Origin of the sequence: Microbacterium sp. 16-032 (assembly GCF_041079455.1) — a bacterium.
In the GTDB taxonomy this organism is placed as follows: domain Bacteria; phylum Actinomycetota; class Actinomycetes; order Actinomycetales; family Microbacteriaceae; genus Microbacterium; species Microbacterium testaceum_A.
In genome coordinates this window covers 368,012-394,045 of record NZ_JBFYGQ010000003.1, presented here as the reverse complement: position 1 = coordinate 394,045, position 26,034 = coordinate 368,012, and the positions used below count along the sequence as shown (strand labels likewise).

The 26,034-nt window shown below is 72.2% G+C and carries 18 protein-coding genes; 8 read left to right on the top strand and 10 right to left on the bottom strand.

Annotated elements, in window-relative coordinates; all coding sequences use genetic code 11:
- Positions 1-104: 104 nt before the first annotated feature.
- The 3 genes from AB6V31_RS08140 to AB6V31_RS08130 are packed head-to-tail and all read right to left on the bottom strand — an operon-like array spanning position 105 to position 3,165.
- Positions 105-1,253, bottom strand: a complete 1,149-nt coding sequence (locus AB6V31_RS08140; RefSeq protein WP_369364990.1) for an Mrp/NBP35 family ATP-binding protein — start codon at positions 1,251-1,253, stop codon at positions 105-107.
- On the bottom strand, positions 1,250-1,846 hold the full coding sequence (locus AB6V31_RS08135) for a DUF1003 domain-containing protein (RefSeq protein ID WP_056230474.1): 597 nt from the start codon (positions 1,844-1,846) through the stop codon (positions 1,250-1,252). Before AB6V31_RS08135 ends, AB6V31_RS08140 begins: the two co-directional genes overlap by 4 nt.
- Positions 1,846-3,165, bottom strand: coding sequence for a CBS domain-containing protein (locus AB6V31_RS08130; protein ID WP_056230475.1), 1,320 nt, complete (start codon positions 3,163-3,165; stop codon positions 1,846-1,848). The genes AB6V31_RS08135 and AB6V31_RS08130 overlap by 1 nt, the downstream gene beginning before the upstream one ends.
- Positions 3,166-3,236: 71 nt before the next feature.
- Between AB6V31_RS08130 and AB6V31_RS08125 the strand changes: the two genes are divergently transcribed.
- A complete protein-coding gene (locus AB6V31_RS08125; protein ID WP_074696983.1) occupies positions 3,237-3,983 on the top strand; it encodes a general stress protein in 747 nt (248 codons plus the stop codon).
- Positions 3,980-4,648 carry an alpha/beta family hydrolase gene (locus AB6V31_RS08120; RefSeq protein ID WP_268104205.1) on the top strand — a complete coding sequence of 223 codons (669 nt, stop codon included), beginning with the start codon at positions 3,980-3,982 and terminating at the stop codon, positions 4,646-4,648. Before AB6V31_RS08125 ends, AB6V31_RS08120 begins: the two co-directional genes overlap by 4 nt.
- 549 nt (positions 4,649-5,197) lie before the next feature.
- On the opposite strand, the gene AB6V31_RS08115 is transcribed toward AB6V31_RS08120, so the two are convergent.
- The 3 genes from AB6V31_RS08115 to AB6V31_RS08105 form a co-directional block, all read right to left on the bottom strand.
- Positions 5,198-7,093: a gamma-glutamyltransferase family protein gene (locus AB6V31_RS08115; RefSeq protein ID WP_369364989.1), complete on the bottom strand. Its 1,896-nt coding sequence runs from the start codon at positions 7,091-7,093 to the stop codon at positions 5,198-5,200.
- The gene (locus AB6V31_RS08110) at positions 7,090-8,523 is read right to left on the bottom strand and encodes an aminopeptidase P family protein (RefSeq protein ID WP_369364988.1); all 1,434 of its coding nucleotides are present in this window, start codon (positions 8,521-8,523) and stop codon (positions 7,090-7,092) included. The genes AB6V31_RS08115 and AB6V31_RS08110 overlap by 4 nt, the downstream gene beginning before the upstream one ends.
- Before the next feature lie 124 nt (positions 8,524-8,647).
- Positions 8,648-9,679, bottom strand: a complete 1,032-nt coding sequence (locus AB6V31_RS08105; RefSeq protein ID WP_074696981.1) for an endonuclease/exonuclease/phosphatase family protein — start codon at positions 9,677-9,679, stop codon at positions 8,648-8,650.
- 86 nt (positions 9,680-9,765) lie between these two features.
- Between AB6V31_RS08105 and AB6V31_RS08100 the strand changes: the two genes are divergently transcribed.
- Positions 9,766-10,626: a PHP domain-containing protein gene (locus AB6V31_RS08100; protein WP_156371715.1), complete on the top strand. Its 861-nt coding sequence runs from the start codon at positions 9,766-9,768 to the stop codon at positions 10,624-10,626.
- Between the two features lie 251 nt (positions 10,627-10,877).
- Here the strand turns inward: AB6V31_RS08100 and AB6V31_RS08095 are convergent, their stop codons facing one another.
- Positions 10,878-12,335 (bottom strand): DEAD/DEAH box helicase, encoded by a 1,458-nt coding sequence (locus tag AB6V31_RS08095; RefSeq protein WP_369364987.1) that lies wholly within the window; start codon positions 12,333-12,335, stop codon positions 10,878-10,880.
- 149 nt (positions 12,336-12,484) lie between these two features.
- Between AB6V31_RS08095 and AB6V31_RS08090 the strand changes: the two genes are divergently transcribed.
- On the top strand, positions 12,485-13,201 hold the full coding sequence (locus tag AB6V31_RS08090; protein WP_369364986.1) for a ferritin-like fold-containing protein: 717 nt from the start codon (positions 12,485-12,487) through the stop codon (positions 13,199-13,201).
- A gap of 86 nt (positions 13,202-13,287) precedes the next feature.
- Here the strand turns inward: AB6V31_RS08090 and AB6V31_RS08085 are convergent, their stop codons facing one another.
- The gene (locus tag AB6V31_RS08085; RefSeq protein ID WP_369364985.1) at positions 13,288-13,575 is read right to left on the bottom strand and encodes a hypothetical protein; all 288 of its coding nucleotides are present in this window, start codon (positions 13,573-13,575) and stop codon (positions 13,288-13,290) included.
- A gap of 10 nt (positions 13,576-13,585) precedes the next feature.
- Positions 13,586-13,810 (bottom strand): DUF3107 domain-containing protein, encoded by a 225-nt coding sequence (locus tag AB6V31_RS08080; protein ID WP_056230491.1) that lies wholly within the window; start codon positions 13,808-13,810, stop codon positions 13,586-13,588.
- Between the two features lie 257 nt (positions 13,811-14,067).
- Between AB6V31_RS08080 and AB6V31_RS08075 the strand changes: the two genes are divergently transcribed.
- Both AB6V31_RS08075 and AB6V31_RS08070 read left to right on the top strand, forming a co-directional pair.
- Complete coding sequence (locus tag AB6V31_RS08075; protein ID WP_369364984.1) at positions 14,068-17,214, top strand: ATP-dependent helicase; 3,147 nt, start codon at positions 14,068-14,070, stop codon at positions 17,212-17,214.
- Positions 17,215-17,266: 52 nt separating this feature from the next.
- On the top strand, positions 17,267-20,554 hold the full coding sequence (locus AB6V31_RS08070) for a UvrD-helicase domain-containing protein (RefSeq protein ID WP_369364982.1): 3,288 nt from the start codon (positions 17,267-17,269) through the stop codon (positions 20,552-20,554).
- Positions 20,555-21,123: 569 nt separating this feature from the next.
- Here AB6V31_RS08070 and AB6V31_RS08065 read toward each other — a convergent pair.
- Positions 21,124-22,620 carry a phosphotransferase gene (locus AB6V31_RS08065; protein ID WP_369364981.1) on the bottom strand — a complete coding sequence of 499 codons (1,497 nt, stop codon included), beginning with the start codon at positions 22,618-22,620 and terminating at the stop codon, positions 21,124-21,126.
- A 107-nt stretch (positions 22,621-22,727) separates the two neighbouring features.
- Between AB6V31_RS08065 and nudC the strand changes: the two genes are divergently transcribed.
- Positions 22,728-23,645 carry an NAD(+) diphosphatase gene (gene nudC / locus AB6V31_RS08060; RefSeq protein ID WP_369364980.1) on the top strand — a complete coding sequence of 306 codons (918 nt, stop codon included), beginning with the start codon at positions 22,728-22,730 and terminating at the stop codon, positions 23,643-23,645.
- Positions 23,642-25,393, top strand: a complete 1,752-nt coding sequence (locus tag AB6V31_RS08055; RefSeq protein ID WP_369364979.1) for an ATP-dependent helicase — start codon at positions 23,642-23,644, stop codon at positions 25,391-25,393. Before nudC ends, AB6V31_RS08055 begins: the two co-directional genes overlap by 4 nt.
- Positions 25,394-26,034 lie beyond the last annotated feature (641 nt).

The following is a 26,034-nucleotide window of genomic DNA, read 5'->3' as shown; positions in this document are numbered from 1 at the left end:
CCCGTCACCGAAACAGGGGACGTGACGAGGACAGGCTGATTCCGGCGGGAACGCCCTGTTTCCCCTACAGCATCATCTTCTCGTGACGGGCGTCCCGCTCTGCGTCAGACGTTGAGGCGCAGGGGCTTGCCGGACAGTCCGCGCGGGCGCACCGCCAGGGCAGAGGCCGCCGCGTCGATCGCCATCGCGGCCGGGTCGTCGGGCCGCGACAGCACGACGGGGCGTCCGTCGTCGCCCCCGGTGCGGAGGGCGGCGCTGAGCGGAACGGATGCCAGCAGCGGCACGTCCACGCCGTCGCTCGAGAGGGCGCGGGCCACCTCTTCTCCGCCGCCCGAGCCGAACAGATCGAGGACGGTCCCGTCGGCCAGGGTCATCGCGGCCATGTTCTCGATGACGCCGATGGGGCGTTGGCCGGTCTGGCGCGCGACGAGTCCGGAGCGCACGGCGACCTCCGCGGCCGCGGCCTGAGGTGTCGTGACGACCAGGACGTCGGCGTGGGGGAGCAACTGCCCGACCGAGATGGCGACGTCGCCGGTACCGGGCGGCATGTCGAGCAGCAGCACGTCGAGATCACCGAAGAACACGTCGGTGAGGAACTGCTGCACGGTGCGATGCAGCATCGGTCCGCGCCAGGCGACCGCGCCGGCGGCATCCTCTCCGGGTCGTCGGAGGAACATGCCGATCGAGATGACCTTCACCCCGTAGGCGACGGGCGGAAGGATGAGGTCGTCGAGCTTGGTCGGCGCCGGAGGCAGACCATCGGCGTCGACGAGCCCGAGCAGCCCCGGGATCGAGAAACCGTGGACGTCGGCGTCGATCAGACCGACGCGCAGCCCCTTCGCCGCCAACGCCACCGCGAGGTTCGCGGTCACGGTCGACTTGCCCACGCCGCCCTTGCCGCTGGTCACCGCGATGACGCGGGTCAGCGAGTCGGGGCCGAAGGGCATCTCGCGCTTCGCGCGGCCGCCGCGGAGCTTCTTGGTCAACGCCTTCCGCTCGTCGGGCGACATCACCCCGACCCGCACATCGACCGCATCGATGCCGGCGACCGAGGCCGCGGCATCCCGGACGTCCCGCTCGATGCGGTCGGCGGCGGGGCAGCCCACGATGGTGAGGGCGATGGCCACCTGGGCCGTGGTGTCCGCGACCGAGATCTCTCGCAGCATGTCGAGCTCGCCGAGGGGACGACGAAGCTCGGGATCGGTGACCGCGGCGACGGCCGAGCGAACCCTCTCGGTGAGGTCGACGCTCACGAGCCGGGCCGCGCGGGCTCGGTGTGCGTGCCGCGGCGCAGGTCGCCACGAGGGGCGTCCGCGCGTCCGGACTCCGCCCGCGGGGCGTCGTCGTCGGCGTCGAGGCGCTCCAGCGCCGCCCGGAGTTCGGCGCGCAGTGTGTCCTTCGTGATGACCTCGTCGGTCAGATCGCGAACGGCCATGCGCAACGCCACGATCTCGCGGGCGAGGTACTCGGTGTCGGCCAGGTTGCGCTCGGCGCGCTGGCGATCCTGCTCGATCTGCACGCGGTCGCGGTCATCTTGCCGGTTCTGGGCCAACAGGATGAGGGGCGCGGCGTAGGACGCCTGCAGAGAGAGCACGAGGGTCAGCGCGGTGAAGCCGATCGCGGCGGAGTCGAAGCGCAGCTCGTCGGGGGCGATCGAGTTCCAGCCCATCCACACCACGCAGAACAGCGTCAGGGACAGCAGGAACGTCGGGGTTCCCATCGCGCGCGCGACCCACTCGGTGAACCGACCGAAGCGGTCGCGCGAGGGCTGCGGGGCGCGAGGGGCGAGGACGCCGGTGCGGCCGCGCGGGGCGTCGAGAGCCGGCTTGCGGTTGTTGCGTGCCATCAGCGCCTCCTCGGGGTCTGGGGGATCTGGGTCGGAATGCTCGACGTATGCGTGGGTCTGATCGTGGCCCTGGGTCTCGGATCATCGCTGTCGTGCGTGCGCCAGTCATCGGGCAGCAGGTAGTCGAGCACGTCGTCGACGCTCACGCAGCCCACGAGTCGGTGCGCCTGGTCGACCACGGGGAGCGAGACGAGGTTGTAGCTCGCGAGCAGACGCGCGACCTCGGCGGCGGTGGCGTCGGCGGTGACCGGCTCGAGGGTGTCGTCGATGATCGCGCCGAGGCGCTCGTGCGGCGGGTAGCGCAGCATGCGCTGGAAGTGCACGGTGCCGAGCAGGCGCCCCGTGGGCGTCTCGTACGGCGGAAGGGTGATGAAGACGGATGCCGCGAGGGCGGGGTGCAGCTCGTGCCGGCGGATGAGGGCCAGGGCCTCGGCCACCGTCGCATCGGCCGACAGCACGATCGGCTCGGGCGTCATCAGACCGCCCGCGGTGTCGGGGCCGTACTGCAGGAGGGCGCGAACGTCGTCGGCCTCTTCCGGCTCCATCAGGTCGAGCAGCTGCTCGGAGCGCGACTCGGGGAGCTGACCGAGGAGGTCGGCCGCGTCGTCGGGCTCCATGGCATCCAGGATGTCGGCGGCGCGCTCGTCGCCCAGCTGCTCGAGGATGTGGACCTGCTCGTCCTCGGGCATCTCTTCGAGGGCGTCGGCCAGGCGGTCGTCGCTGAGCTCTTCGGCCACCTCGATGAGGCGCTCCTCGGGCAGGTCGAGGAGGGTGTTGGCGAGGTCGGCGGGCTTGAGCTCGGAGTAGGTCGCGACCAGCTGCTCGGCGGACTGCGCCTCGCCGGGAGTCTGGTTCTCGCGCACCTCGCCCCACGCGGCGAACGTCGTCGCGCCCTTGGCAAAGGGCGAGGCGCTCGTGCGCGGGCGGCGCAGGAACAGCTGCCCCACGTCCCACTCGCCGAGGCGGTTGCGCTCGATCGCGACGTCTTCGATGACCGCGGTGCCCGAGCCGTCGACGAGGCTCACGCGGCGTCCGAGCATCTCGGCCATGACGCGCACCTCGCCGCCGCGCTGCTGGAAACGGCGCACGTTGATGAGACCGGTCGTGATGACCTGACCGGCCTGTATGGAGGTGACGCGCCCGATGGACACGAACACATGTCGTCGCCCGGGAATCTCGACGACGAGCCCCACGACGCGCGGCGCCGCAGACGCGCGGTAGATCACCACGACGTCGCGCACCTTACCCAGACGGTCTCCCGCCGGGTCGAACACCGTGCAGCCCGCCAAGCGGGCGACGAAAACCCTTTGCGTGCTCACCGGTACAGCGTAGTCCGCGCCTCCTCTGCAACACCTCGGGAACGGTCAGGCGCGCGTGACAGGATGGTGAAATGAGTATGTTCGCGCAGCGTCCGGGTGCCGGTCGCGACGAGGTCGGCGAGAAGATCGCCTCGTTCCCGACGTATGAGCAGGCGCAGAAGGCCGTCTCGTCCCTCATCGCCGGCGAGGTGCCCGCGCGCGACATCGCGATCGTGGGTTCGGGTCTGCGCTCGATCGAGCGCATCACCGGCAAGCTCGGTTACGCCACGGCGGCCCGCTCGGGTGCGCTGAACGGCCTCATGCTCGGCCTGCTCTTCGCGTTCATCTTCGTGCTCGGGATGCCGACCGTGCAGATCTCCGCGTTCATCGGCGTCCTGCTGGTCGGAATGGCGCTCGGCATGATCTTGAGCATCGGGACATACTCGATCGTGCGCCGCCGCCGCGATTTCGCGTCGGTGATGCAGGTCGCCGCCGATCACTACGACGTCTGCGTCGCGGCGCCCAGCGTCCACAAGGCCCGCGGGATCGTGGGCCCGGCCGGCTCCGCTGCCGCTCCCACCGTCGTGTCGCGTCCGGCGCCCTCGGACTCCGCGCCGCCGCAGTATGGCGAACGGGTCGCTCCGGGCTCCGCTGCTCCCGTCGCCCCGCCGCGCCCGCCGGCACCGACCCCGAACCCGGCCCCGCGCGACGACGAGCCCCCGCGGTACGGGGAGCGCATCGCCCCGCCGTCGGCGCCCGTGCCCGAGGCGCCGGAGAAGGACGACCGCACCGCCGAGACTCCGCGCCCCGACGAGCGCCCCACCCCGACCGAGCGGTGAGCACCGAGCCCGTCCGCATCGCCGTCGCGTTGCCGGCGGGCGACACCGAGGTGTCGGGCCTGTGGTCCGCGGCACCGGCCGCGGCCGCGACCGTCGCTCTCGCGCACGGTGCGGGCGCAGGGATGGAGCACCCGTTCCTCTCCGGGCTCTCCGACGCCCTCGTGGCCTCGGGGGTGTCGGTGCTGCGCTTCGTCTTCCCCTACGTCGAGGCGGGACGCCGTATGCCCGGACCCGCGTCCCACGCGGTGGCCACCTGGACAGGCGTCGAGGCCTGGCTCGCCTCGGCCGCCCCCGGCCCGTACGCGGCAGTGGGGAAGTCGTACGGCGGGCGCATGGCATCCATGGCCTCCGCCGAAGGGGTGATCGCCCCGGCCGGTCTCGCCTACCTCGGGTATCCGCTTCACCCGCCGGGGCGTCCCGAGAAGCCGCGCCGCGAGCACCTGCCGGCCATCGGCGTTCCGCAGCTGTTCGTCGAGGGGGAGAACGACCCCTTCATCGCCCCGCGCGCGCAGTTCGACGAGGTCGTCGCCTCGTGCCAGGACGCGCGGGTGCATTGGATCGCCGGCGGCAACCACTCGTTCGAGGTGAAGGGCGCCCGGCGCCCGGCCGACGAGATCGGTGCGGCTCTGGCCCCGGTGGTCGCGGAGTTCGTGAGCTCGCTCTGACGACCTGGGCGGCGGGTCGGGTTTCGATGACTGTCGGCGCCCTGCCGCGAAGCTCTGGGCTCCGCGCGGTCTCGCGCGGCAAACGCATCGCAGGAATTTCGGCGCCGGGGCGGTGCACAACTCCTGCAGTTCCGCGACGGGGGAGGCGTGGATGCCGTGGGTGCGTCGATATTTCCTGAGTTGTGTCCGGGTGGTGCGGCCCCGTCGCGCGGTGGCGCGTCGGTCGCGGCTGCCCGCGTCGGGGCCTGGCCGCGAAGCTCTGGGCTCCGCGCGGTCTCGCGCGGCGAACGCATCGCAGGAATTTCGGCGCCGGCGTGGTGCACAACTCCTGCAGTTCCGCGACGGGGGAGGCGTGGATGCCGTGGGTGCGTCGATATCTCCTGAGTTGTGTCCGGGTGGTGCGGCCCCGTCGCGCGGTGGTTCGTCGGGTCGCGGCTGCCCGCGTCGGCGCCCCGACGCGGGACGCCACACGTCTACGCCCCGCGAAGCCGGGCGCCCCGCCGCATGTAGCCCGGCGCGTCGGTGCCCCGACAGAGGTGGACCCGAGCGTCAGCGCCCCGCGGCGTAGCCCTGGGCTCCGCGGGGGTTCGCCGCGGCCCACAGCACGCCGTCGGCTCCGCGCCCGACGGCGGTGACGCGGCCGAGGGCCCAGTCGCCCGCGCGGCGCACGCGATGCCCGCGCTGCTCGAGCGCGGCGATGACGTCGTCGCCGATGCGGTCTTCGAGGGCGACGCCCGCGGGCACCCACGTGCGTGGCCAGAACGAATCGATGAGCGCGGTGATGTTGAGGTTCGGCGCGTCGATCGCCTGCTGCGCGCTGTAGCCGCCGACGAGCATGCGCAGCAGCACGGTCAGCTGCCACTGGTCCTGCTGGTCGCCGCCGGGGGAGCCGATCGCGATGACCTCGGCGCCGCGCGACACCAGGGTCGGGGTCAGGGTCGTCCGCGGTCGCCGGCCCGGGGTGAGCGATGCCGGGTGCCCCGGCACGAGCCACGTCGCCTGCAGGCGCGTGCCCAGGCAGAATCCCAGCGACGGCACGGTCGGCGACGACTGCAGCCAGCCGCCCGACGGGGTCGCCGAGACGACGTTGCCCCAGCGGTCGATCACGTCGAGGTGGCACGTGTCGCCGCGGGTCTGCCCCGAGCGGTCGACCGTCGGTTCGCCGGTCGAGCCGTCGGTGCTCGCGTGGTCGGTGCGCAACGGTGGCAGCACCGGGTCGCGGCCCTCGGGTGATCCCGGATGCCACTGACTCGAGGCCTCGGGCCCGATCAGCGCCCGCCGGGAGGCGACGTAGTCGTCGGCGAGCAGGGCGTCGAGGTCGACGGCCCCGCCGGCGTCGCCGAACCACGCGTCGCGATCGGCGTACGAGAGCTTCTGCGCCTCGAGGAGCAGGTGCGCTCCCTCGACCGACGACGGGTCGAGGTCGTCGGAGGCCTCGATCAGCCGCAACGTGTGCAGCAGAGCGGGTCCCTGGGTCCACGTGCCGGCCTTGAACACGTCCCACCCGCGGAAGCTCGTCGACACGGCCGGCTCGAACGAGGCGCGCCAGTCCGCCAGGTCTTGAGCATTCAGGATGCCGGGGTGATCGGCACCGTCCGCGTGCCGGTGCGGCTGCGCGATGAAGGCGGCGGCCTCGGGCAGCACCGTGGTCATCCAGTGCGCGCGGGCGGCGTCGATGCGTGCGGCGCGGTCGTCGCGCGGCGCGCGGTCGCGAGACGCGTGGCCCGCTTGCGCGTCGTCGCGTTGCGAATGGTCCGCCTCCGCCTGGCGGCGCTGCACGTCGTCCGCCCGCGCGTGAGCGCCCCGCACGGGGTCGACCCCCGCTCCCGCCGCCACGAGTCCGTCGAGCACGTCGGCATACGCAGGGTTGCTCACGAGCGTGTCGACGGCGGGTGGCGTGCCCTCCGGCATCCATCGTTCTGCCGAAGTCGGCCAGTGGTCGCGGAACAGGTCGGCGACCCGGGCGATGGTCGCGGCCGCCCCCGCCACGAGCGGGTGCCCGCCGCGGGCGTAACCGATCGCGTAGGCGAGCACGTCGCCGAGCTCCCACGTGCCGTGATCGCGCAGCAGCAGCAGCCAGGCGTCGACGGCGCCCGGCACGGCGGCGGCGAGGCCTCCCGCCCCGGGCACGAGGTCGAGCCCGCGGCCGCGGAAGTGCTCGATGGTCGCGCGCGCGGGCGCCGGGCCCTGGCCCATGAGGACGACGGGCTCCGCCCGCCCCGCGGGTCGGACGAGGGCGACGAGGTCGCCCCCGGGGCCGTTCAAGTGCGGCTCGACGACGTGCAACACGAACGCCGCCGCCACCGCCGCGTCGAACGCGTTGCCGCCGCGCTCGAGCACGGACTGCGCGGTGGCGGTCGCTGTCCAGTGCGTCGAGGCCGACATCCCGAACGTGCCCCGCAGGGTCGGCCGGGTGGTGAAGGATGCCGCCGGCGTGAACGTCATCGCGACAGCCGGGCGATCCACTCCTCGACCTCGTCCGCCGTGCGGGGGATGCCCGCCGACAGGTTGACCGGGCCGTCGGCCGTCATGACGATGTCGTCCTCGATACGCGCGCCGATGCCGCGGTACTCCTCGGGGACGGTCAGATCGTCGATCTGGAAGTACAGGCCGGGCTCGATCGTGAAGGCCATGCCGGGCTCGAGCAGACCGTCGTAGTACATGTCGCGACGCGCCTGCGCGCAGTCGTGCACGTCGATGCCGAGGTGGTGGCTCGTGCCGTGCACCATGTAGCGGCGGTGTTGACCCCCGTTGTCGGCGTGGAGCGCCTCTTCGGCGGTCACCGGGAGCAGGCCCCACTCGGCGACGCGCGCGGCGATGACCTCCATCGCAGCCTCGTGCAGACGGCGGAACGGAACGCCGACCTTCGCGGCGGCGAACGAGGCGTCGGCGGCCTCGCGGACCGTCTCGTAGATGCGGCGCTGGATGTCGGTGAACGTGCCCGACACCGGCAGCGTGCGCGTGATGTCGGCCGTGTAGAGGCTGTCGACCTCGACGCCGGCGTCGACGAGGATGAGGTCGCCCGGCTTCACGGCGCCGTCGTTGCGGGTCCAGTGCAGGTAGCACGCGTGGGGGCCCGAGGCGGCGATGGTGTCGTAGCCGACGCTGTTGCCGTCGGAGCGGGCGCGCTGGTGGAAGACGCCCTCCACGACCCGCTCGCCCCGGGGGTGTTCGATGATGCGGGGCAGCTCGGCGACGATGTCGTCGAAGCCGCGGCCCGTGACCTCGACGGCGAGGGCCAGTTCGGCGAGCTCGTACTCGTCCTTGATCAGGCGCAGCTCCGAGACGAAACGCGTGACCTCGTCGTCCTCGCCCACGGTGCGGTCGTCGTCGCCGGTCTGGAAGTCCGCGAGGTGGGCCGTGGCCAGGGCCAGGTCGGCGGCCACGCCGTCGAGGGCGGGGCGGGGGCCGATCCAGAATTCGCCGACGGTGGCATCCGAGTAGAACTCCGCCGTCGTGCGGTCGGCCCGCTCGCGGAAGTACAGCACGGCTTCGTGACCCTGGTCGCGCGGCTCGAAGACGAGGACGGCGTCGGGCTCGGCGTCGCTGCCCCATCCGGTGAGGTGGGCGAAGGCGGAATGCGCGCGGAACGGGTAGTCGGTGTCGTTGCTGCGCTGCTTCAGCCCGCCGGCGGGGACCACGACGCGCTGCCCGGGGAAGGCCTCCGAGACGCGGGCGCGGCGACGCGCGGCCCAGGCGGCCTGCTCACGCGGCTCGGGGAGGGCAGCGGGGTGCTCGGCCCAGCCGGTCGAGATCGTGTCGAGGAAGCCGCGCGGGAACGGGGCCTTCCTGTTGCTGGGGGCGTCGAGTTCGGTCGTCTCGGCCTGGGGCTCGGCGGTCGTCGCGGTCGTGTCGCTGGTGGAGGGGGCGTCCATCGTTCCAGTCTCGCACCGTCGGGCGTCACGCGCACGACGACGTGCACGGCGGTGCGTCGGGCATCGAGGGGGCGCGGGGGAACAGCATCCCGTGCCTCTCCTCCACGCGCGGGAGGGGGAGCGGTCAGCCGCCGGTGCGCTCGAGCTGCACGACGATGGGGCGGTGGTCGCTTCCCGAGCCGTCCAGCGATCGCATGACGACGGACGCCGACACCGTCCAGTCGGGGGTGGCCATGACGTGGTCGATGGGTGCGCCGAGCAAGGCCGGGGCATCGGTCGGCCACGTTCCGACGCCGCCGTTGCCGCTCTCGGACGCCGCATCGTGGCACCGGCCGAGGGTGCCGCCCTCGACGCCCATACCGGTCATGTGATCGAGCGTCGCGTTGAAGTCACCCGCGAGGATGACATTGTCGGTCGCGCACTGATCGGCCAGCCACTGCAGGTCGCTCCGCCACTGCGTCATGTACTCCTCGCGCGGGGCGACGGCGTGCGCGGCGACGATGATGGGGCCGTCGCCCGAGACGGGCATCGCGACGGCGCTCGGCACGGTCGAGGTGTTGCTCGATCCGTCGAGCGACGACTGGATGACGGAGTACTCGCCCAGCTCGGGCTTGATGAGCACGGTCGTCGAGGTGGCATCCCATCCGGTGATGCCGTACTCGCCGTACTCGGCGTGGTGCGCCCACATCGGCTGGCCCATGTCGCGCATGAGCTCGGCGACCTGCGCCCCCGTCTCGATCGTGGTCTCGGGGAGGGTCACGACGTCGGCCTGCATGCCCACGGCGAACTGCGCGATCGACTCGGCCGAGGTGGCCGAGCCGGCGGTGTTCCACGTCATGATGCGCAGGCTCGACGCGGTCTTGGCCGGCATGTCTTCGGAGCCGAGTCCGCGCTGCGCGAGCATCGAGACGTTGACGCCGCCCGCGAGGGCGAACACGAACGCCAGGACGAGGGCGAGAGCGCGAACGGGACGTATCAGCGCGAACAGCAGCATGAGCAGTGTCGCGCCGACGAAGGCGGCCGCCAGGGGAGCCCGGAACGAGATGACCTGCGCCAGGGGAAAGGTGCGTTCGACCCCGAACGCCGAGGGCCACGTCAACACAGCGGCGCCCGCCGCGAAGGCGAGCGCGACCAGAAGACCCACCAGACGACGCACGCACCCGACCCTAGGGGAGCCGTCTGGGAGATCCACGGATGCCGGGTGGGCGCTGCCCCTGTGAAGCGGCGCGCTACGCTCGACGGGTGCAGCGTGAACGTCGATTCGAGGGTCCGAGTGACCTTCACCTGCACTCGTCGCACTCCGACGGCACCGAGCCCCCCGCGCAGGTGATGGCCGCCGCTCACCGACACGGTCTGCACACCGCCGCCCTCACCGACCACGACACCACGTCGGGTTGGGCCGAGGCCGCCGAGGCGGCGACCTCGCTGGGGATGACGTTCGTACCCGGCATGGAGCTGTCGGCGCGGCACCGGTGGCGCAGCGTCCACCTATTGGCGTACCTCGTGGATCCCGACGATGCAGCGCTGCGGGCGATGACCGACCGGATCCGGTCGTCGCGACTGGATCGCGCGCAGATCATGGCCGAGCGCATCTCGCACGATTACGACATCGCCTGGGACGACATCGTCGCCCAGACCACCGACGGCGCGACCGTGGGCCGCCCGCACATCGCCGATGCGCTCGTGGCGCGCGGCATCGTGGCGGATCGCACCGAGGCGTTCGCCGGCATCCTGCACCCCTCCGGCGACTATTACGTAGCGCTGTACGCCCCCGATCCGGTCACGGCCGTCGAGCTCGTCGTGGGTGCGGGCGGCGTGCCGATCATCGCCCACCCCGCGGGGCGATCGCTCCTGCCGGACGGGGTGCTCCAGGCCATGCTCGAGGCGGGCCTGGCGGGCTTCGAGCTCGCTCACCGCGAGAACCTCCCCGAACCCACGGCCCTCCTCGCCGTCCTCGCCGCCGAGCGCGATCTGATCGTCACCGGTTCGAGCGATTACCACGGTCTCGGCAAGCCCAACCTGCCGGGCGAGAACACCACGGCCGATGACATGGTCGCGCGGATCTTCGCCCGGGGCCGCGGGACGGCGCCGGTCTTCCCGTAGGACGCTGCGCGGCCGCCGGGCGGGCTGTGACGCTGCGCGAGGGCGCGGTGCGGGGCGCGATAAACGCTTGGTGCGACGAGAAACGCTGTCCGAGCGCGTTTCCGGGTGCAGGAAGCGTTCATCGCGAGGGCGAGGGCCGGGCGGGTCCGCCCGCGGGGCGGGCGGGGGATTCCGGATGCCGGCACCCCGGCGTACGTGAAACGGCGCCCACCCCCGCGGAGGGGATCGGCGCCGTTCTCGGTGTTCGCGTATCAGGCCACGGGAGCCGACGGCGTTCCCGAGCTGCCGCCGCTGCGGCGACGACGGCGACGGCGCGGGGCCGCGTTGCCGTCGTGGTGCTCCTTGCCGGCGCCGTCATGCGTTCCGGCGCCGCCCTCTTCGCGAGGAGCGGCGTCACCGGCGGGGGCGGTGCCCTCGGCCGACGACGATCCACCGCGACGGCGACGACGCGGGCCGCGGGTGCCCTCGGCATCCTGGCCCTCGTTCTTCTTCTCGACCTGCTTCGGCGCGACGGCCTTCGGAGCCGTCACGAGACGACCCTTGGTGCCCTCGGGGATGTCGAGGTCGGTGTAGAGGTGGGGGCTCGACGAGTAGGTCTCGGTGGGCTCGGGCTGGCCGAACTCGAGGGCGCGGTTGATGAGCGCCCACTTGTGCAGGTCGTCCCAGTCGACGAACGTGACCGCGATGCCGGTCTTGCCGGCGCGGCCGGTGCGGCCCGCGCGGTGCAGGTAGGTCTTCTCGTCGTCGGGGATCGTGTGGTTGATCACGTGGGTGACGTCGTTGACGTCGATGCCGCGGGCGGCGACGTCGGTGGCGATCAGGACGTCCTTCTTGCCGGCCTTGAACGCGGCCATCGAGCGCTCGCGCGCCTCCTGGCTCATGTCGCCGTGGACGGCGGCGGCGTTGAAGCCGCGGTCGCCGAGCTCGTCGACGAGCTTCTGGGCGGCGCGCTTGGTGCGGGTGAAGATGACGGCCTTTTCGCGACCCTCGGCCTGGAGGATGCGGGCGATGACCTCGTCCTTGTCCAGTGAGTGCGCGCGGTAGACGAGGTGCTTGATGTTCGCCTGCGTGAGGCCCTCATCGGGGTCGTTCGCGCGCATGTGAATCGGGTTCGACATGAAGCGGCGGGCGAGCGCGACGATCGGTCCGGGCATCGTGGCCGAGAACAGCTGCGTGTGACGCACCGGCGGCACCTTCGAGAAGATCTTCTCGATGTCGGCGAGGAAGCCGAGGTCGAGCATCTTGTCGGCCTCGTCGAGGACGACCTCGGTCGCGTTCGACAGGTCGAGCAAGCGCTGGTTGGCGAGGTCGATGAGGCGACCGGGCGTTCCGACGACGATCTGCGCGCCGGCCTTGAGCTGGTCGATCTGGCCCTCGTACGCCTTGCCGCCGTAGATGGCGACGACGCTGGTGGGGCGGTTCGAGGTCAGCATGTCCATGTCTTCGTAGACCTGCACCGCGAGCTCGCGCGTCGGGACGACGATGAGCGCCTTGACGCCCGGCTCGGGGTTCAGGCCGAGACGCTGGACGACGGGGATGCCGAAGCCGAAGGTCTTCCCAGTACCCGTCTTGGCCTGGCCGATGATGTCCTGGCCGGGAAGGCCCAAGGGGATCGTCTGCTCCTGGATGGGGAAGGCATCGATGATGCCCTTCGATGCGAGGGCATCGACGATGTCCTGATCGATGCCGAGCTCGGCGAATGTCGTCATGAGCGTGCCTGTTCCGGCGGCGAGAGACCGCCTGGGGGAGTCGTATCCACGCCTCACTCGTCCACAGGCGCGGGGCCCCGATCCGACGCCGGGGCTGTTCCACTCTACCCGGCGTGTCTCGCGGGCCCCCGACGCCTAGGCTGTGGTCTGTGTTCGAGTGGTTCCGTCGTCGTCAGCGCCCGGTGGGCCGCACGCTGCAGTTGCGTTCGCGCGGAGACCTCGGCGAGGCCATGCGGGTCGACTTCGCGGAGCTCGCTCCCGAGGTCGAGACCTTCCTGGGTCAGGCCGCCTATCTGCAGCTCGGTTTCTTCGAGACGCTGAGCGAGCTCATCGCCCTGACTCCCGAGCTGGCCGAGAAGGAGTCGCTGTCTCGCGCCGCGGGCGCGGCCCTCATCAAGCACCAGGAGCTCGTCGCCCTGATCCGCGAACGCGGGGCCGATCCGACGCAGCTCATGCTGCCGTTCCGCGAGTCGCTCGATGCCTTCCGCCGCAACACGCACGGCGTCCGCCCGCAGGAGACGATGCTCACGGTCCACATCACCGCCGGTCTTCTCGACGATTTCTACCTGGCACTGTCGTCGAGTTACGGCGACACCGGCCGCCGGGTCGCGCGCATCCTCCAGGCCGACGACGACCGTCAGGCGATCGTCGACATCCTGGTCGCGACGATCGAAAGCGACGAGGAGTGGCGCTGGCTGCTCGCGCTGTGGGGCCGCCGACTGGTCGGTGACACCCTGCTGGTCGCGCGCGCCGCGCTCCGCCACGGTCACCTCGATCGCGACGAAGAGGCCAAGGTCGAGCCCGTGTTCAGCGAACTGATGGGTGCGCACGCACGCCGGATGGATGCCATGGGGCTCGCCGCCTAACGACGGTCACCGCCGGGGGCATGCACCTTGTCGCGGGGATGCCGCGGGCTTCGTCGGCGCCGGGGAGCCGGCATCCGGTGCTGCCGTCAGACGCCCAGGCGCGCGCGATCGGCTTCGTCGCGGGCGACGCGCGACCGCGTGAGCAGCGACACGAGCGCGAACGTCGTGACGGCCGGGGCCAGGACGGCGACGATCCAGAGGATCGGCGAGTCGACGCCGAGGCCCATCCACGTCAGCGCCGTCCACACGATCGCCGCCGCGGCGGCCCCCGCCAGAGGGGCGAGGACGACGCCGCGGAGGTGACGGCGCGGAAGCGCGAAGTGCACGGCGAGGCCGATGACCGCGCCGATGATCAGTCCGAGCAGGATCTGCACGGCTCGAGTGTCAGGCGACGAAGCCGACGCGACGCGACTCTTCGGTGCCCAGTTCGACGAACGCGAGGTTGGCGGTCGGAACGAGGTAGGAGTTGCCCTTCACGTCGGTGAAGGTGACGTGGCTGGCGGAGTTGTCGAGGGCGGCGGCGACGGCCGACTTGACGGCGTCCGAGCTCTCGTTCGTCTCGAAGTTCAGCTCGCGGCCGGTGTTGGTGATTCCGATGCGGATCTCCACGATGCGTCCTTTCCCCGCGGGCCGCGGTCGGCCCGGCGCGTGATTCGACTCTAGGGCAGGCTCCCGACACCGCAGCCCGCGGGAGGGGCCGCTTCGCGGACGGCGAACGCGTGTGGCTGTACCGGGAGATCTCGCCGGGTCGCAGCGTCCCTCGGGGGCGGGGCGGGGCGCGCGCCCGGGGGTGTCTGCGGGGTGCGAACCGGTGCGGTCGCGGCGTCGCACACGGCGATGTCGGAGGTCGCGATTAGCGTGGAGACATGCAGATCCCGGATGCCGTCGCCCTCGACGCATCTCCCGCCCGGGGAGGTGCTCTCGACGCCGAGCAGCGCGTCGTCGTCGACTGGCCCGCTGCCGCGAGCGGCGTCGTCGTGGGGGCCCCGGGCTCGGGCAAGACGACCACCCTTCTGGCGCGCGTGCGCGAGCTCGTGGCATCCTGGGTCGATCCCGACGAGATCCTCGTGCTCACGCCGACGCGGCCCGCGGCGACGGCGCTGCGCGACCCCCTCGCCCTCGCGGTGGGGCGAGCCACGTCCGGCGCTCTGGCGCGGTCGGTGGCGTCGTTCGCCTTCCAACTCGTGCGGGCCGCCGAAGTGCGTCGTGGCCTCGAACCGCCGCAGCTGCTCACGGGCGGCGACGAAGACCAGATCATCCGCGACCTGCTCGAGGGCGACGCGCTCGACGAGCTCGAGGGGCTGTCGCGCTGGCCCGCGTGGCTCGGGCCGGCGATCCGCGCCACGCGCGGTTTCCGTGGCGATCTGCGCGCGTTCCTCGCGGAATGCACCGACCTGGGCGTCGTCTCCGACGATCTCGTCCATCTCGCCGAGCGGTTCGACCTGCCGGTGTGGGCTTCACTGGCGTCGTTCGCCGACGAGTACCGGGCGGTGCGCTCCGAGATGCGCGGCGCGCACCGCGACGCGGCCGATCTCGCGCGCGAGGCCGTCGCCGTCCTTGACGAGGCGCGTGTCGAGCGCGGGCTGCTCGGACGCTTCTCCGCGTTGCGCTGCATCCTCGTCGACGATGCGCAAGAGCTGACAGCCGGCGGCATCGACCTGCTGCGCGCGTGCCGCGGCCTGGGGATCGGCGTGGTCGCGTTCGGCGATCCCGACGTCGGGTCGGGAGCGTTCCGCGGCGCGACCCCCGAGAACTTCGCGCGTCTCGCCCGCGAATTGGGCACGACCGCCGCGCTCGGCGAGCCGCATCGGGGAACGCCCGAACAGATCGACCTCGTTCGTCGCGTCGTGACGCGGATCGGTGCGGCCGGGGTCGTCGCTCACCGACGCGCCCCCTCGGGCGCGGTGCCGCAGGGGTCGGTGCGCACGTACCTCCTCCGGTCCCCGGCCGAAGAGGCCGATGCCATCGCCCGTCTGCTGCGGGAACGGCACGTCCTCGACGGCGTGCCCTGGGGCTCGTGCGCCGTGATCGCGCACGATTCACGGCAGGTCGCGACCCTCGAGGCCGAGTTGGCCGCGCGAGAGGTGCCCGCTCGGGCGAGCGGGCCCGGGCTCGCCCTCGGTGTCCAGCGACCGGTCCGCGACCTCGTGGGTCTTGTCGAGCTCGGCATGAAAGACCCCGACGACTGGGCTCCCGACGAGGTGGTCGACGCTCTGCTCGGGACGTTCGGGGGTCTCGATCCCATCGAGCTCCGTCGGCTGCGCACGGCGCTTCGCCACGACGAGCTCGGCGCCGGGGGAGCACGCACGGCGACCGAGCTGCTCGTCTCCGGCGTGCGCTTCCCTCTCGAACTCGAGACCGTCGACACGCGCGAGGCACGTCGCGCCGCACGGCTGGGCGAGACCCTGGCCGCCCTCCGGGCGCAGGCCCTCTCCCGCGCGACACCCCACGAACTGCTGTGGACCGCGTGGGAGCGCAGCGGACTCTCCCGGTCGTGGCGCGAGGCCGTCCGCGGGCACGGGCCGATCGCCGAACAGGCCGACCGCGACCTCGACGCCGTCGTCGCGCTCTTCCAGGCGGCGAAGCGCTACACCGAACGCGAACCCGACGGCGAGGCCTCGGTCTTCCTGCGGGCCGTCCTCGACAGCGACGTCGCCGAAGACCGCATCGAGCAGCCCGCCGTCGTCGACACGGTCCGCGTGCTCACCCCCGCGGCTGCGGCCGGCACCGCGTTCGACACCGTCATCATCGCGGGGGTGCAAGACGGGGTGTGGCCCAACACCCGCCTGCGCGGTGGCCTGCTCGAGACCTGGCGTCTGGCCGACGCGGTGCAGAACCCCGACCTCCCCGCCGCGGGCATGCTCGACCGCCGTCGCGCGGCCATGCACGACGAGCTCAGGCTGTTCGTCCGCGCCCTGAGCCGGGCCGGTTCGCTTCTCGTCGTCACCGCCGTCGACGACGACGACACCGGGCCCAGCGTGCTGTTCGAGATGCTCCCGGCGCCCGAGCCGGCGGCATCCATTCCCGAACATCCGCTGTCGTTGCGGGGCCTCGTCGCTCGGCACCGGCGTTCGCTGACCGCGCCGCGGGTTCCCGCGACCGAGCGCGCCCACGCGGCGGGCCAGCTCGCGCTCCTCGCAACAGCCGGGGTCGCCGGTGCAGCGCCCGAGGAGTGGTACGGCGTGGCCGCACCGACCTCGTCGGCACCCCTGCGCGACCTGACGCGCGAAGACGTCCGCGTCTCGCCGTCGCGCCTGCACGCTCTCGAAGAATGCGAGCTCGACTGGGTCATCGCCGACCTCGGCGGTGACCGGGGCGGGACGACGGCCGGCATCGGCACGATCATCCACGCGGCGCTCGAGACGGCGGCGTCGTCGTCCGAAGACGACCTCTGGGCCGTGGTCGACGAGCGCTGGGGCGACCTGGCCTTCGACGCCGTGTGGCGCGAGCGGGCCGAACGCACCCGTGCGCGCGAACTGATTCGTCGTCTGGCCGCGTACCTGCGTCGGTTCGATGACGCGGGCGGGCGCTTGATCGGCGCCGAGCGGCACTTCGAGGTCCCGATCCCCATCGCGGATGCCGGCGAGCACGGCGCCGTGCTGAGCGGCGACATCGATCGGGTCGAGGTGACACCCGCGGGAGAGGTCGTGATCGTCGACCTCAAGACCGGCAAGAGCGAGCCCCAGACCGACGCCAAGGTCGCCGACAACCCTCAGCTCGCGGCGTACCAGCTGGCGTTCTCGTCGGGCGCGATCGAGCAGGTCGCGGGGCTGCCCTCGGGTGGGGCGAAGCTGCTCGTACTACGTCCGATCGCGGCCAAGAAGGACTACGCCGAACCGACGCAGAAGCCGTTCGACGACGCGCAGCGCGCGCAGTTCGTCGAGCGGGTGCAGCGCGCGGTCGAGGTGATGCGCGGCACGAGCTTCGCCGCCCCGTACGAAGTCCACTGCCGAGACGAATTCTCGTACGGCCTGTGCCGCATCCACACGGTCTCGGCGGTGAGTGCGTCATGACCTTTGTTCTCCCGGTCCTCGGGGGCACCCGCCGGCGCTCGAGGAGGACGTCGTGAGCGCTGTGCTCTCTGCCGCGACGATCGCCGCGGCCCTCGGGCAGTTCCCGCCGACCGTCGAGCAGACCGCCGTCATCGAAGCCCCCCTCGCCCCCGCCCTCGTCGTTGCGGGCGCCGGCAGCGGCAAGACCGAGACCATGGCCGGACGCGTCGTCTGGCTCGTGGCGAACGGACTGGTCCGGCGCGACGAGGTGCTCGGGCTGACGTTCACGCGAAAGGCGGCCGGAGAGCTGGCCGAGCGTATCCAGCGCCGTCTGCAGCGTCTGTCGGAGTTCGAGACACGAGGGCTGCTGCCCGCGCTGCCCGCTCTTCACGAGGCCGGCCGGCTGTCGGTGTTCGCCGACGTCGCTCGACTCGAGGGGGCGAAAGCCGACGCGGCTCGGCGGGAGGTCCTCGATGCTCTCGCCGCCGAGGTCGGGGCGGCCGACGCCGGTCTCGACGAGGGTGACCAACTCCTGCACCGGCCCACCGTGTCGACCTACAACAGCTTCGCCGACTCGATCGTGCGCGAGCACGGGCTGCGGATTGGTCGTGATTCCGAGGCGGCCGTGATGTCGGAATCGGCGGCATGGTTGCTCATGCGGAGGGTCGTCTTCGCCTCCGACGACCCCCGCCTCGAGGAGCGTCAAGAATCCCCGCGCACGCTGATCGACGCGGCACTGCGCATCGCCCGCGACGGCGTCGACAACCTCGTCGACCTCGAGAAGCTCGCCGCCTTCCCCGACGATTTCGGTCGCATCGTCGAGCGCCCGTCGACCTCGGCCCGCGTCGGCGTCTACAAAGACGTGGCCGACGCCGCGACCCGGGTGTCGGCGTTGTCGCTGCTCGCGCGGCTCGCCGCCGATTACGACCGCGAGAAAGCGCGGCTGGGTGTCATGGACTTCGCCGACCAGGTGGCCGGTGCCCTGCGCATCGCCCAGGAGCACCCCGCGGTCGTCGAAGAACTGCGCGCGCGCTATCGCGTCGTGCTGCTCGACGAGTACCAGGACACCTCGGTCGTTCAGACCGACCTGCTGGCGACCCTGTTCGGCGGGACCGGCGTCATGGCCGTCGGCGACCCGCACCAGGCCATCTACGCCTGGCGCGGCGCCAGTGCCGGAAACCTCGGCGGCTTCCCCGACGCCTTCGCCCCGACGGGCGGATGTCAGCGATTCGCCCTCTTGACGAGCTGGCGCAACAGCGCGCGCGTGCTCGACGCCGCCAACGCCGTGCTGGCGCCCCTTGCCTCGCGGGTGGCCGTCGCGGTCGAAGAGCTCCGCTCGCGGCCGGGGGCTCCCGACGGAGTGGTCGAGATCGCGTTCGAGAACGACCTCGACGCAGAGGCCGATCGTGTCGCGTCGTGGTTCGTCGGCGTCCGCGCGGCTCGTGCCGCAGAGGGACGCGGCACCACGGGAGCGGTGCTGTTCCGCAGCAAGAAGCACATGGTGCGCTTCGGCGATGCGCTCGGGCGGCGTGGCATCCCTCATCGCATCCTCGGGCTGGGCGGCCTGCTGACCACTCCCGAGGTCGTCGACGTCGTGTCGGTCCTGCGGGTCATCAGCGACCCCGAGGCGGGGTCTGCGCTGATCCGCCTGTTGTCCGGCCCGCGCTGGGCCGTCGGTCTCGCGGATCTCCGCGCTCTCGCGCAGCTCGCCCGCCGCCTGGCCACCCACGACGTCGCCCTGCAGCCGCTCGCGCCCGAGACCGTGGACCGTCTGCGCTCGACTCCCGGAGCCGATCGGGCGTCGCTCGTCGACGCCCTCGACTTCGTCACGCGCCAGACCGACGGTCACGGCTGGCTCACCGACATCACCCCAGAGGGACGCGCGCGCCTCCGCGAGGCGGGAGCGGTGTTCGCCGCGCTGAGGCGCAGCGTCGGTGCTCCCATCCCCGAACTCATCCGGCTGATCGAGGCCGAGCTCCGTCTCGACATCGAGCTCGCGGCCAACGAAGCCCGCGGCCCGGCGCGCATCGCCTCGGCGCAGCTGCGCGCTTTCGTCGACGAGATCCGCGGGTTCCTCGCCGCGGACGAGTCCGGATCGGTGCCGAGCCTGCTCGCCTGGCTCGACCACGCCGAACAGGCAGACGAATTCGCGCCCCGCACCGAGCCGCCCGAAGACGACGTGGTGCAGCTCCTCACGATCCACGGCTCGAAGGGCCTCGAATGGGATGCCGTGGCAGTCGTGCGTCTCGTGACCGACGAGCTGCCCTCACTGCCCCGCGACACGAAGGGGTGGCTGGGATTCGGCATCCTGCCGTCGGAGTTCCGGGGCGACTCCGCCTGGCTCCCAGTGTTCGGGTGGCGCGGGGCCGAGACGCAGCAGGACCTCAAAGCGGCGATCGACGCGTTCGTCGCCGACAACCGGGCGCGTCAGCTCGATGAGGACCGGCGTCTCGCCTACGTGGCATTCACACGCGCCAGGGATCACCTCATGCTGTCGGGGTCGAGCTGGTCGGGCACGAAGCGACCGCGGAGACCCAGCATCTTCCTCGACGAGGCGGCCGAGGCGCTCGGCGTCGAGCTGACCGTCGATGAGGCGGGGGAGGACCCCTACGACGGCGAGCGGCGCCTGCTGCAGTGGCCGCTCGACCCGCTCGGCGCGCGGCGCACAGCGATCTCGGGCGCGGTGAGCGCCGTCACCGCGGCGCGCGCGGCGCCTCCGGCCGACCCCGACGACGACCTCGAACTGCTGCTCGCCGAACGCGCCGACCGCCTCCGGCCCGTGCACACGCCGGCTCCGACGCGTATCCCGGCGTCGCGGTTCAAGGATTTCGTCGCCGACTACGGGCGGGCGGTCGACGACCTGAGGCGCCCCATGCCGGAGCGCCCGTACCGGCAGACGCGTCTGGGTACCCTTTTCCACGCCTGGGTCGAGCAGCGCTCCGGGCTGGTCGGTGCGGGGATCGGGCTCGACGACGACGGCCTGTGGGACGACGACGAGCACGGAGCGTCTGCGGCGGATGCGGCGGAACTCGAGCGACTGCGCGCCTGCTTCGAGCGCTCGGAATGGGCGGGGTTGCGGCCCCTCGAGGTCGAAACCGAGATCGACTTCGTCACGACCCGCCTCGACGGTCGCGAGCACGTCGTCATCTGCAAGCTGGATGCCGTGTACCGCCGCGGCGAGAGGTACGAGATCGTCGACTGGAAGACGGGTCGCCCGCCCACCAGCGAGCCCGAGCGTCGCTCGCGCATGCTGCAGCTCGAGCTCTACCGCGAGGCGTACCACGCGAAACACGGCATCGACCTCGACCTGATCGATGTGGCCCTGTTCTACGTCGGCGACGAGCTGGTGCTGCGGGGCTGACCCGGGCGCGGTCGCTTGCGCAGCGCGGTGACCACCTGATGACGGGTACGGGGTGATGTCGAGGTCGCGGAAGTACGCGCCTCAGGCCGGTCGCAGGGCGGTCTCCTTGACCTGAAACGCGCCATTTGCGGCGCGATTTGCGGTGGGCGCGCCCCTTGGATTTCCGTGGCGAGGTTCGCTGTCCCGGGGCGGTCATCACGGATTTGGGGCGCGATTTTCCGTTTGGGGCGTGAAATTGACGCCCCAAACGCTTAAAACCCGCCCCAAACCGCTGGCAACGCCGGGCCGAGTCCCCAAACCGCAGGCAACACCGGGCCTCGCCCCGAGCGGCGGAGCCCCGAGCGCAGTCGGTGTCAGCTGGATTTCTGCGGCGTGGTTCGCTGTGCCGGGGCGGTCATCGTAGGTTTGGGGCGCGATTTTCCGTTTGGGGCGCGAAATTCACGCCCCAAACGTTCAAACTCGCCCCAAACCGCAGGCAACGCCGGGCCCCGCCCCAATCGGCGCGGCCGCGAGCGCGGTCGGTGTCACCCCCGACGCAGGAGATCACCCCCGCGAACCGGAGAAACCCGTCAGGCCCCGTCGCCGGAGACGCCCCAGCGGCGAAGTGCGGCGCGGCTCGCGCGAGCGGCGTCTTCTTCGTCGTCGATGGGCGCGGCGTCACCCTCGGCGGGGTGCTGATCCTCGGATGCGTCGCCGCCGAACGTGTTCTCGTCGCGGACGGCGGGCCCGGCCGGGTCGGCGGACACCGCGGCGCGCGACCAGAGCGAGGTCGCGTCGGTGTCTCCGCTGAGTGCGGGCCCCTGAGTGCGGTCGTCCTTCGGCTCCCGGGCGTCACCCTCGGACCACCCGTCGAGGTCGAGCGGTTCGGTTGCGCCGGGCTCGACGCTGTCGGGGACGGGCAGCCGGTCGACGTGGATCGCTCCGCTGTCGGCATCCGATTCCTTCGCGTTCGCGAGGGCTTCGGCGAGGGCCTCGGCAGCCGTGGCGCGGTCGCGCTCGGCGGAAAGGTACAGCGAGAGGGCTTCGGGGTCGTAGGCGTCGGTCTGCATCGAGGTGTCGACCGCGGCCGGGGCGGAGACCGGGGGGACGCTCTCGACGAGGGCCATCGCGTCGTCGATGTCGCTGCGCGAGTCGGGCACGATGTGGTCGCCGCGCACGCCGTCGGCCAGGGCGTCGAGCAGGGCGACGGCGTCGGCGACGACGTCGGTCTCGCCGGCGTCGTGGCCGTGCACGAGCCACCGGGCGAACTCGAGCTCGGCGTACAGCCGGGCGCGCTCGCGCAGAAGGGGATCGGGGGAGCGGTCGCCCGCGGCGGCGTATCCGGCGTGCACGTCGTCGGCGGCCAGGGGAGCGGATGCCAACCAGCGCAGGTCCACGGCCGGGTCGCCGACACTGAGCCCGGCCCAGTCGAGGATGCCGACCACGTGGGGGATCTCGTCCTCGTCGTCGGCGAGGAGGATGGAGGAGCTGGTCGCTCCGCCCAGGACGACCGCCGATTCGAAGCGCCACAGGTCGTCGACGTCGAGCGCGCGGCGCCAGCGCAGCATGAGGTCGTCGCTGACGCGTCCGGTCGCATCGGCGCGGTCGAGGAGTCGCTTGACGTCGTCGCGCACCTGCTCGGGGGAGCGCACGGGAAGTCCGTCGGTGCGGACGATCGACACGGGGAGTGCGTGCACGGCGGCCAGGGCTCCGCCGATGGCGGGTGCGTAGCCGGGGCCCTTGGGCAGGTGCGCGGGGTCGATGCGGTAGCCGTCGATGCGGTCGACGATGAGCACGCGCTGCGTTCCGGAGCCGCTTTCTCCGATCACTTCGGGCACGGCGAAGGGGAGGAGGGCGCGGACGCCCGCCGTGAGCGCGTGCAGGGCGCGCGATTCGGCGGCGAGGTCGGGGGCAGCCTCTTCGCCAGCCGGCATGCGGATGACGACCTCGCGCCCGTCGGCGGTGCGCGCGAGAGCGGCATCGAAGCGACCTGCGGCGTTCTCGGTCAGGGTGCTGACGTTCGAGAAGGCTGCACCGGGCAGGGCCGTTGTCGCCGACGCGGCTAAAATGAGGGGCGAGCGTGCCATGCCCCCAGGGTAGGTCGGGCCTTCCTTCACCGGCCCGCGCCACGCCCTTGACCGAGGAGGTCGGTCGTCCGACCGCCGCTTGCCGCCCGCCGTCAGAGAGGTGTTCGATGCCGCGTCCCGCGTCCTCGTCGTCCGAGGTCCGTCCCCCGTTGACCGTGGATCGCGCGGGTGGTGAGCGTGACGACGAAACCTTGCTGGGCCGCCTCCGCGCGGAGCCGGGCACGCGTGTGCTCGCGATCCGTCGAGACGCCGCGCCCCTCCGCGACGGCCGCCTCGCACTCGTGTCGACCACGGAGGTGGACGACGACGTCGTGACCGAGTGGGCATTCCTCGGACGCACTCCCGACCGCACCGCGGTCGTTCTGGCGGCGTTGAGCGATGGCGCGCCCGACGAGATCGTTCCGGATGCCGAGTGGTCCCCGCTCCGCGCCGCCGGTGGCGACCTGCCCGCCGGCGAAGCCGAACTGCTGACCACCGCCGTCGCTCTGGCGGGGTGGCTGCGCGATGCCGCCTTCTGCCCGGCGTGCGGCTCGGCGACCGAACTGCGCCACGCCGGCTGGTCGCGCCACTGTCCCGTGTGCGGGCGCGAGCATTTTCCGCGCACCGACCCCGCAGTCATCGTGCTCGTGACCTCCGCCACCAGTGACGACCGCATCCTGCTCGGTGCCAATGCCGCCTGGGGCGGGGACCGGTATTCATGTTTCGCCGGCTTCGCCGAGGCGGGGGAATCGCTCGAAGATGCCGTGTCCCGCGAGGTGGGCGAGGAGGCCGGGGTGCGCTTGCGCGACATCGCGTACCGCGGTTCGCAGGCGTGGCCGTATCCGCGGTCGCTGATGCTCGGCTTCCGCGCGGTGGTCGTGGACGACGCCGAGGCGCAGGCCGACGGCGACGAGATCGTCGAGGTGCGCTGGTTCCACCGTGACGAGATCGGGGCGGCGCTGCGGGGCCAGGGCTCGGCGATGCTTCCGGGACGGGCGTCCATCGCCCGGCGGCTCATCGACGACTGGTATCGAGGCGTCGCGTGACCTCGCCGCTCGAGGGGCTCGACGAGTACCAGCTCGAGGCCGCCCGCGCGCTGCGCGGTCCGGTGTGCGTGCTCGCGGGGGCGGGGACCGGTAAGACGCGCGTGATCACGCGTCGCATCGCCCACGGCGTCGACACCGGCGCGTACTCGCCGCAGCGCGTGATGGCGGTGACCTTCACGGCCAAGGCCGCGGGAGAGATGCGCGGGCGTCTGCGCGCTCTCGGCGTCTCGGGGGTGTCGGCCCGCACGTTCCACGCGGCGGCCCTGGCGCAGGTCAACTTCTTCTGGCCGACGCTCGCCGGCGACCAGGCTCCGTCGATCATCGACAACAAGGTCCGCATGCTCGCGCACGCGGCCGACGGTGTGGGACTCGCTCCCGACACGGCGACCCTTCGCGATGTGGCCTCGGCGATCGAGTGGCGCAAGGTGACCCTGCGGTCGATCGAGCAGTACGCGGCGGACCGCCCCGACGGCGTCGGCCGCCTCGGTGTGGATCAGGTCGTCGCGTTGCAGCGGGCGTACGAGAAGCTCAAGGACGAGCGTCGTCAGATGGACTTCGAGGATGTCCTGCTGACGTGCGCCGGCATGATCGAGGCCGAACCGCGCGTCGCCGCGGCGGTGCGCGAGCAGTACCGGCACTTCACGGTGGATGAGTACCAGGACGTCTCCCCGCTGCAGAACCGGCTGCTCGAGCTGTGGCTCGGGGATCGTCGCGACCTGTGCGTGGTGGGCGACGCGAGCCAGACGGTCTATTCCTTCACGGGCGCCGATGCGCGGTACCTGCTCGATTTCGAGCGCACCCACGATGACGCGCGCGTCGTGCGTCTCGAGCGCAACTACCGCTCCACCGCTCCCGTGCTCGCCGTCGCGAACGACCTCATGCGGGGCCGGGCCGGCGCCCTCGAGCTGAAGGCCGCGAGCGACGACGAGACGCCTACCCCGACGGTCCGCGCCTTCGACGACGACGAAGACGAGGCCGCCGCCGTGGCTCGCTCGATCCGCGACTCGCTCTCGCGCGGCGTCGATCCGCACGACATCGCCGTGCTGTACCGCTCGCACGCCCAGTCGGCGGCGCTGCTCTCTGCTCTGGCGAAGGTGGGTGTCGCAGCGTCCGTGCTGGGTGGGCGCAAGTTCTTCGACCTGCCCGAGGTGCGTCAGGCGCTCATGGCTCTGCGGGCGGCGTCCGTGGCGCCGCTCGAGACGGGCTTCCTTCCGACGGTGCGCGATGTGCTGCGCAGCGTCGGGCTCACCGACGACCCGCCCGAGGCGGGCGGTGCTCTGCGCGAGGCGTGGGAGGCGCGGGCGGCTCTGCTGCGGCTGGCCGAGGAGGCCCCCGCGGGTACGGATCTGCGAGCTTTCACCGACGACCTGCAGGCGCGCGCCCGCGATCAGCACGAGCCGACCACCCGCACGGTGACGCTGGCGACGCTGCACGCGGCGAAGGGTCTGGAGTGGGATCACGTGTACCTCGTGGGAGTCAGCGAAGGGCTCCTGCCGATCTCGTACGCGAAGACGTTCGAGGCGGTCGACGAGGAGCGACGCCTCGCGTACGTGGGCGTCACGCGGGCCGCGCGAACGCTGTCGGTGAGCTGGGCGCGGGGCCGAGGTCGGGGTGAGCGGTCTCCGTCGCGATTCCTTCGGGAGATCGGCAGTGGCAGTCTGCGCTCGGCTGATGCAGCGTCCAGGCCCGCCGGAACGAGTCGCCGCGCAGGTGCAACGACCTCGTCGTCCGCCCGATCGGAGCGGTGAGCAAGAACCGCGCCGCCCGACCGGCCTCGGCGGCGAGGGCCACGTCGACTTCGGGTCGGGGTCTGCCGATCAGTTGGGCGGCCACCGTGGCCCAGCCCGGGTCGTGGCGGCGCTGATCGGCGTCGAGGCAGGCCAGGCACGCGGTCCGTCCCGGCGCCACGACGGGGCCGATGCGGGCGCCTGACCCGTCGAGGACGAGGGGCACGTGGGTCACGTCGTCGCGGACGAGCGGCCCCGCCCGTCGCGGGTCGACCCGGTGAGCGGCCAGCAGAACGACCCGCGTTCCGGGGGCGACGTCTTCGGTCGCCGGTCCTGCCCAGGGAACGACCCGCGAGCGGGCGGGCAATGCCGCCAGCACGGCGCGAGTCGCCCGCGCCGGCAGGTCGTCGTCGACGTGAAGGGCGAGGGGTGGATGCCGCGTCCTCCGCGCCAACGCCGGCGCGACCGCCGCGAGGAAGGCGTCGGCCTCGCCGTCCCCGGCTCCGTGCACGCGGGCGAGCCCCCGCACAGCGGCCGGGTTCGTCCCCTCGGCCAGGGCCGCGACGACGACGTCGACCCACGAGCCGGTGAACGGCGAGACGGCCACCGCGGGGGCGCCGAACTGGATGCTCCCGTCGGCGCGCCAGAGCGGGGGAGCGGCG

What these genes read in the sequence shown, in the direction of transcription:
- AB6V31_RS08135 (WP_056230474.1), bottom strand. Translation starts at nt 1,846, where the DNA reads ATGGCACGCAACAACCGCAAGCCGGCTCTCGACGCCCCGCGCGGCCGC.
- AB6V31_RS08125 (WP_074696983.1), top strand. Translation starts at nt 3,237, where the DNA reads ATGAGTATGTTCGCGCAGCGTCCGGGTGCCGGTCGCGACGAGGTCGGC.
- AB6V31_RS08115 (WP_369364989.1), bottom strand. Translation starts at nt 7,093, where the DNA reads ATGACGTTCACGCCGGCGGCATCCTTCACCACCCGGCCGACCCTGCGG.
- AB6V31_RS08110 (WP_369364988.1), bottom strand. Translation starts at nt 8,523, where the DNA reads ATGGACGCCCCCTCCACCAGCGACACGACCGCGACGACCGCCGAGCCC.
- AB6V31_RS08095 (WP_369364987.1), bottom strand. Translation starts at nt 12,335, where the DNA reads ATGACGACATTCGCCGAGCTCGGCATCGATCAGGACATCGTCGATGCC.
- AB6V31_RS08075 (WP_369364984.1), top strand. Translation starts at nt 14,068, where the DNA reads ATGCAGATCCCGGATGCCGTCGCCCTCGACGCATCTCCCGCCCGGGGA.
- AB6V31_RS08065 (WP_369364981.1), bottom strand. Translation starts at nt 22,620, where the DNA reads ATGGCACGCTCGCCCCTCATTTTAGCCGCGTCGGCGACAACGGCCCTG.
- nudC (WP_369364980.1), top strand. Translation starts at nt 22,728, where the DNA reads ATGCCGCGTCCCGCGTCCTCGTCGTCCGAGGTCCGTCCCCCGTTGACC.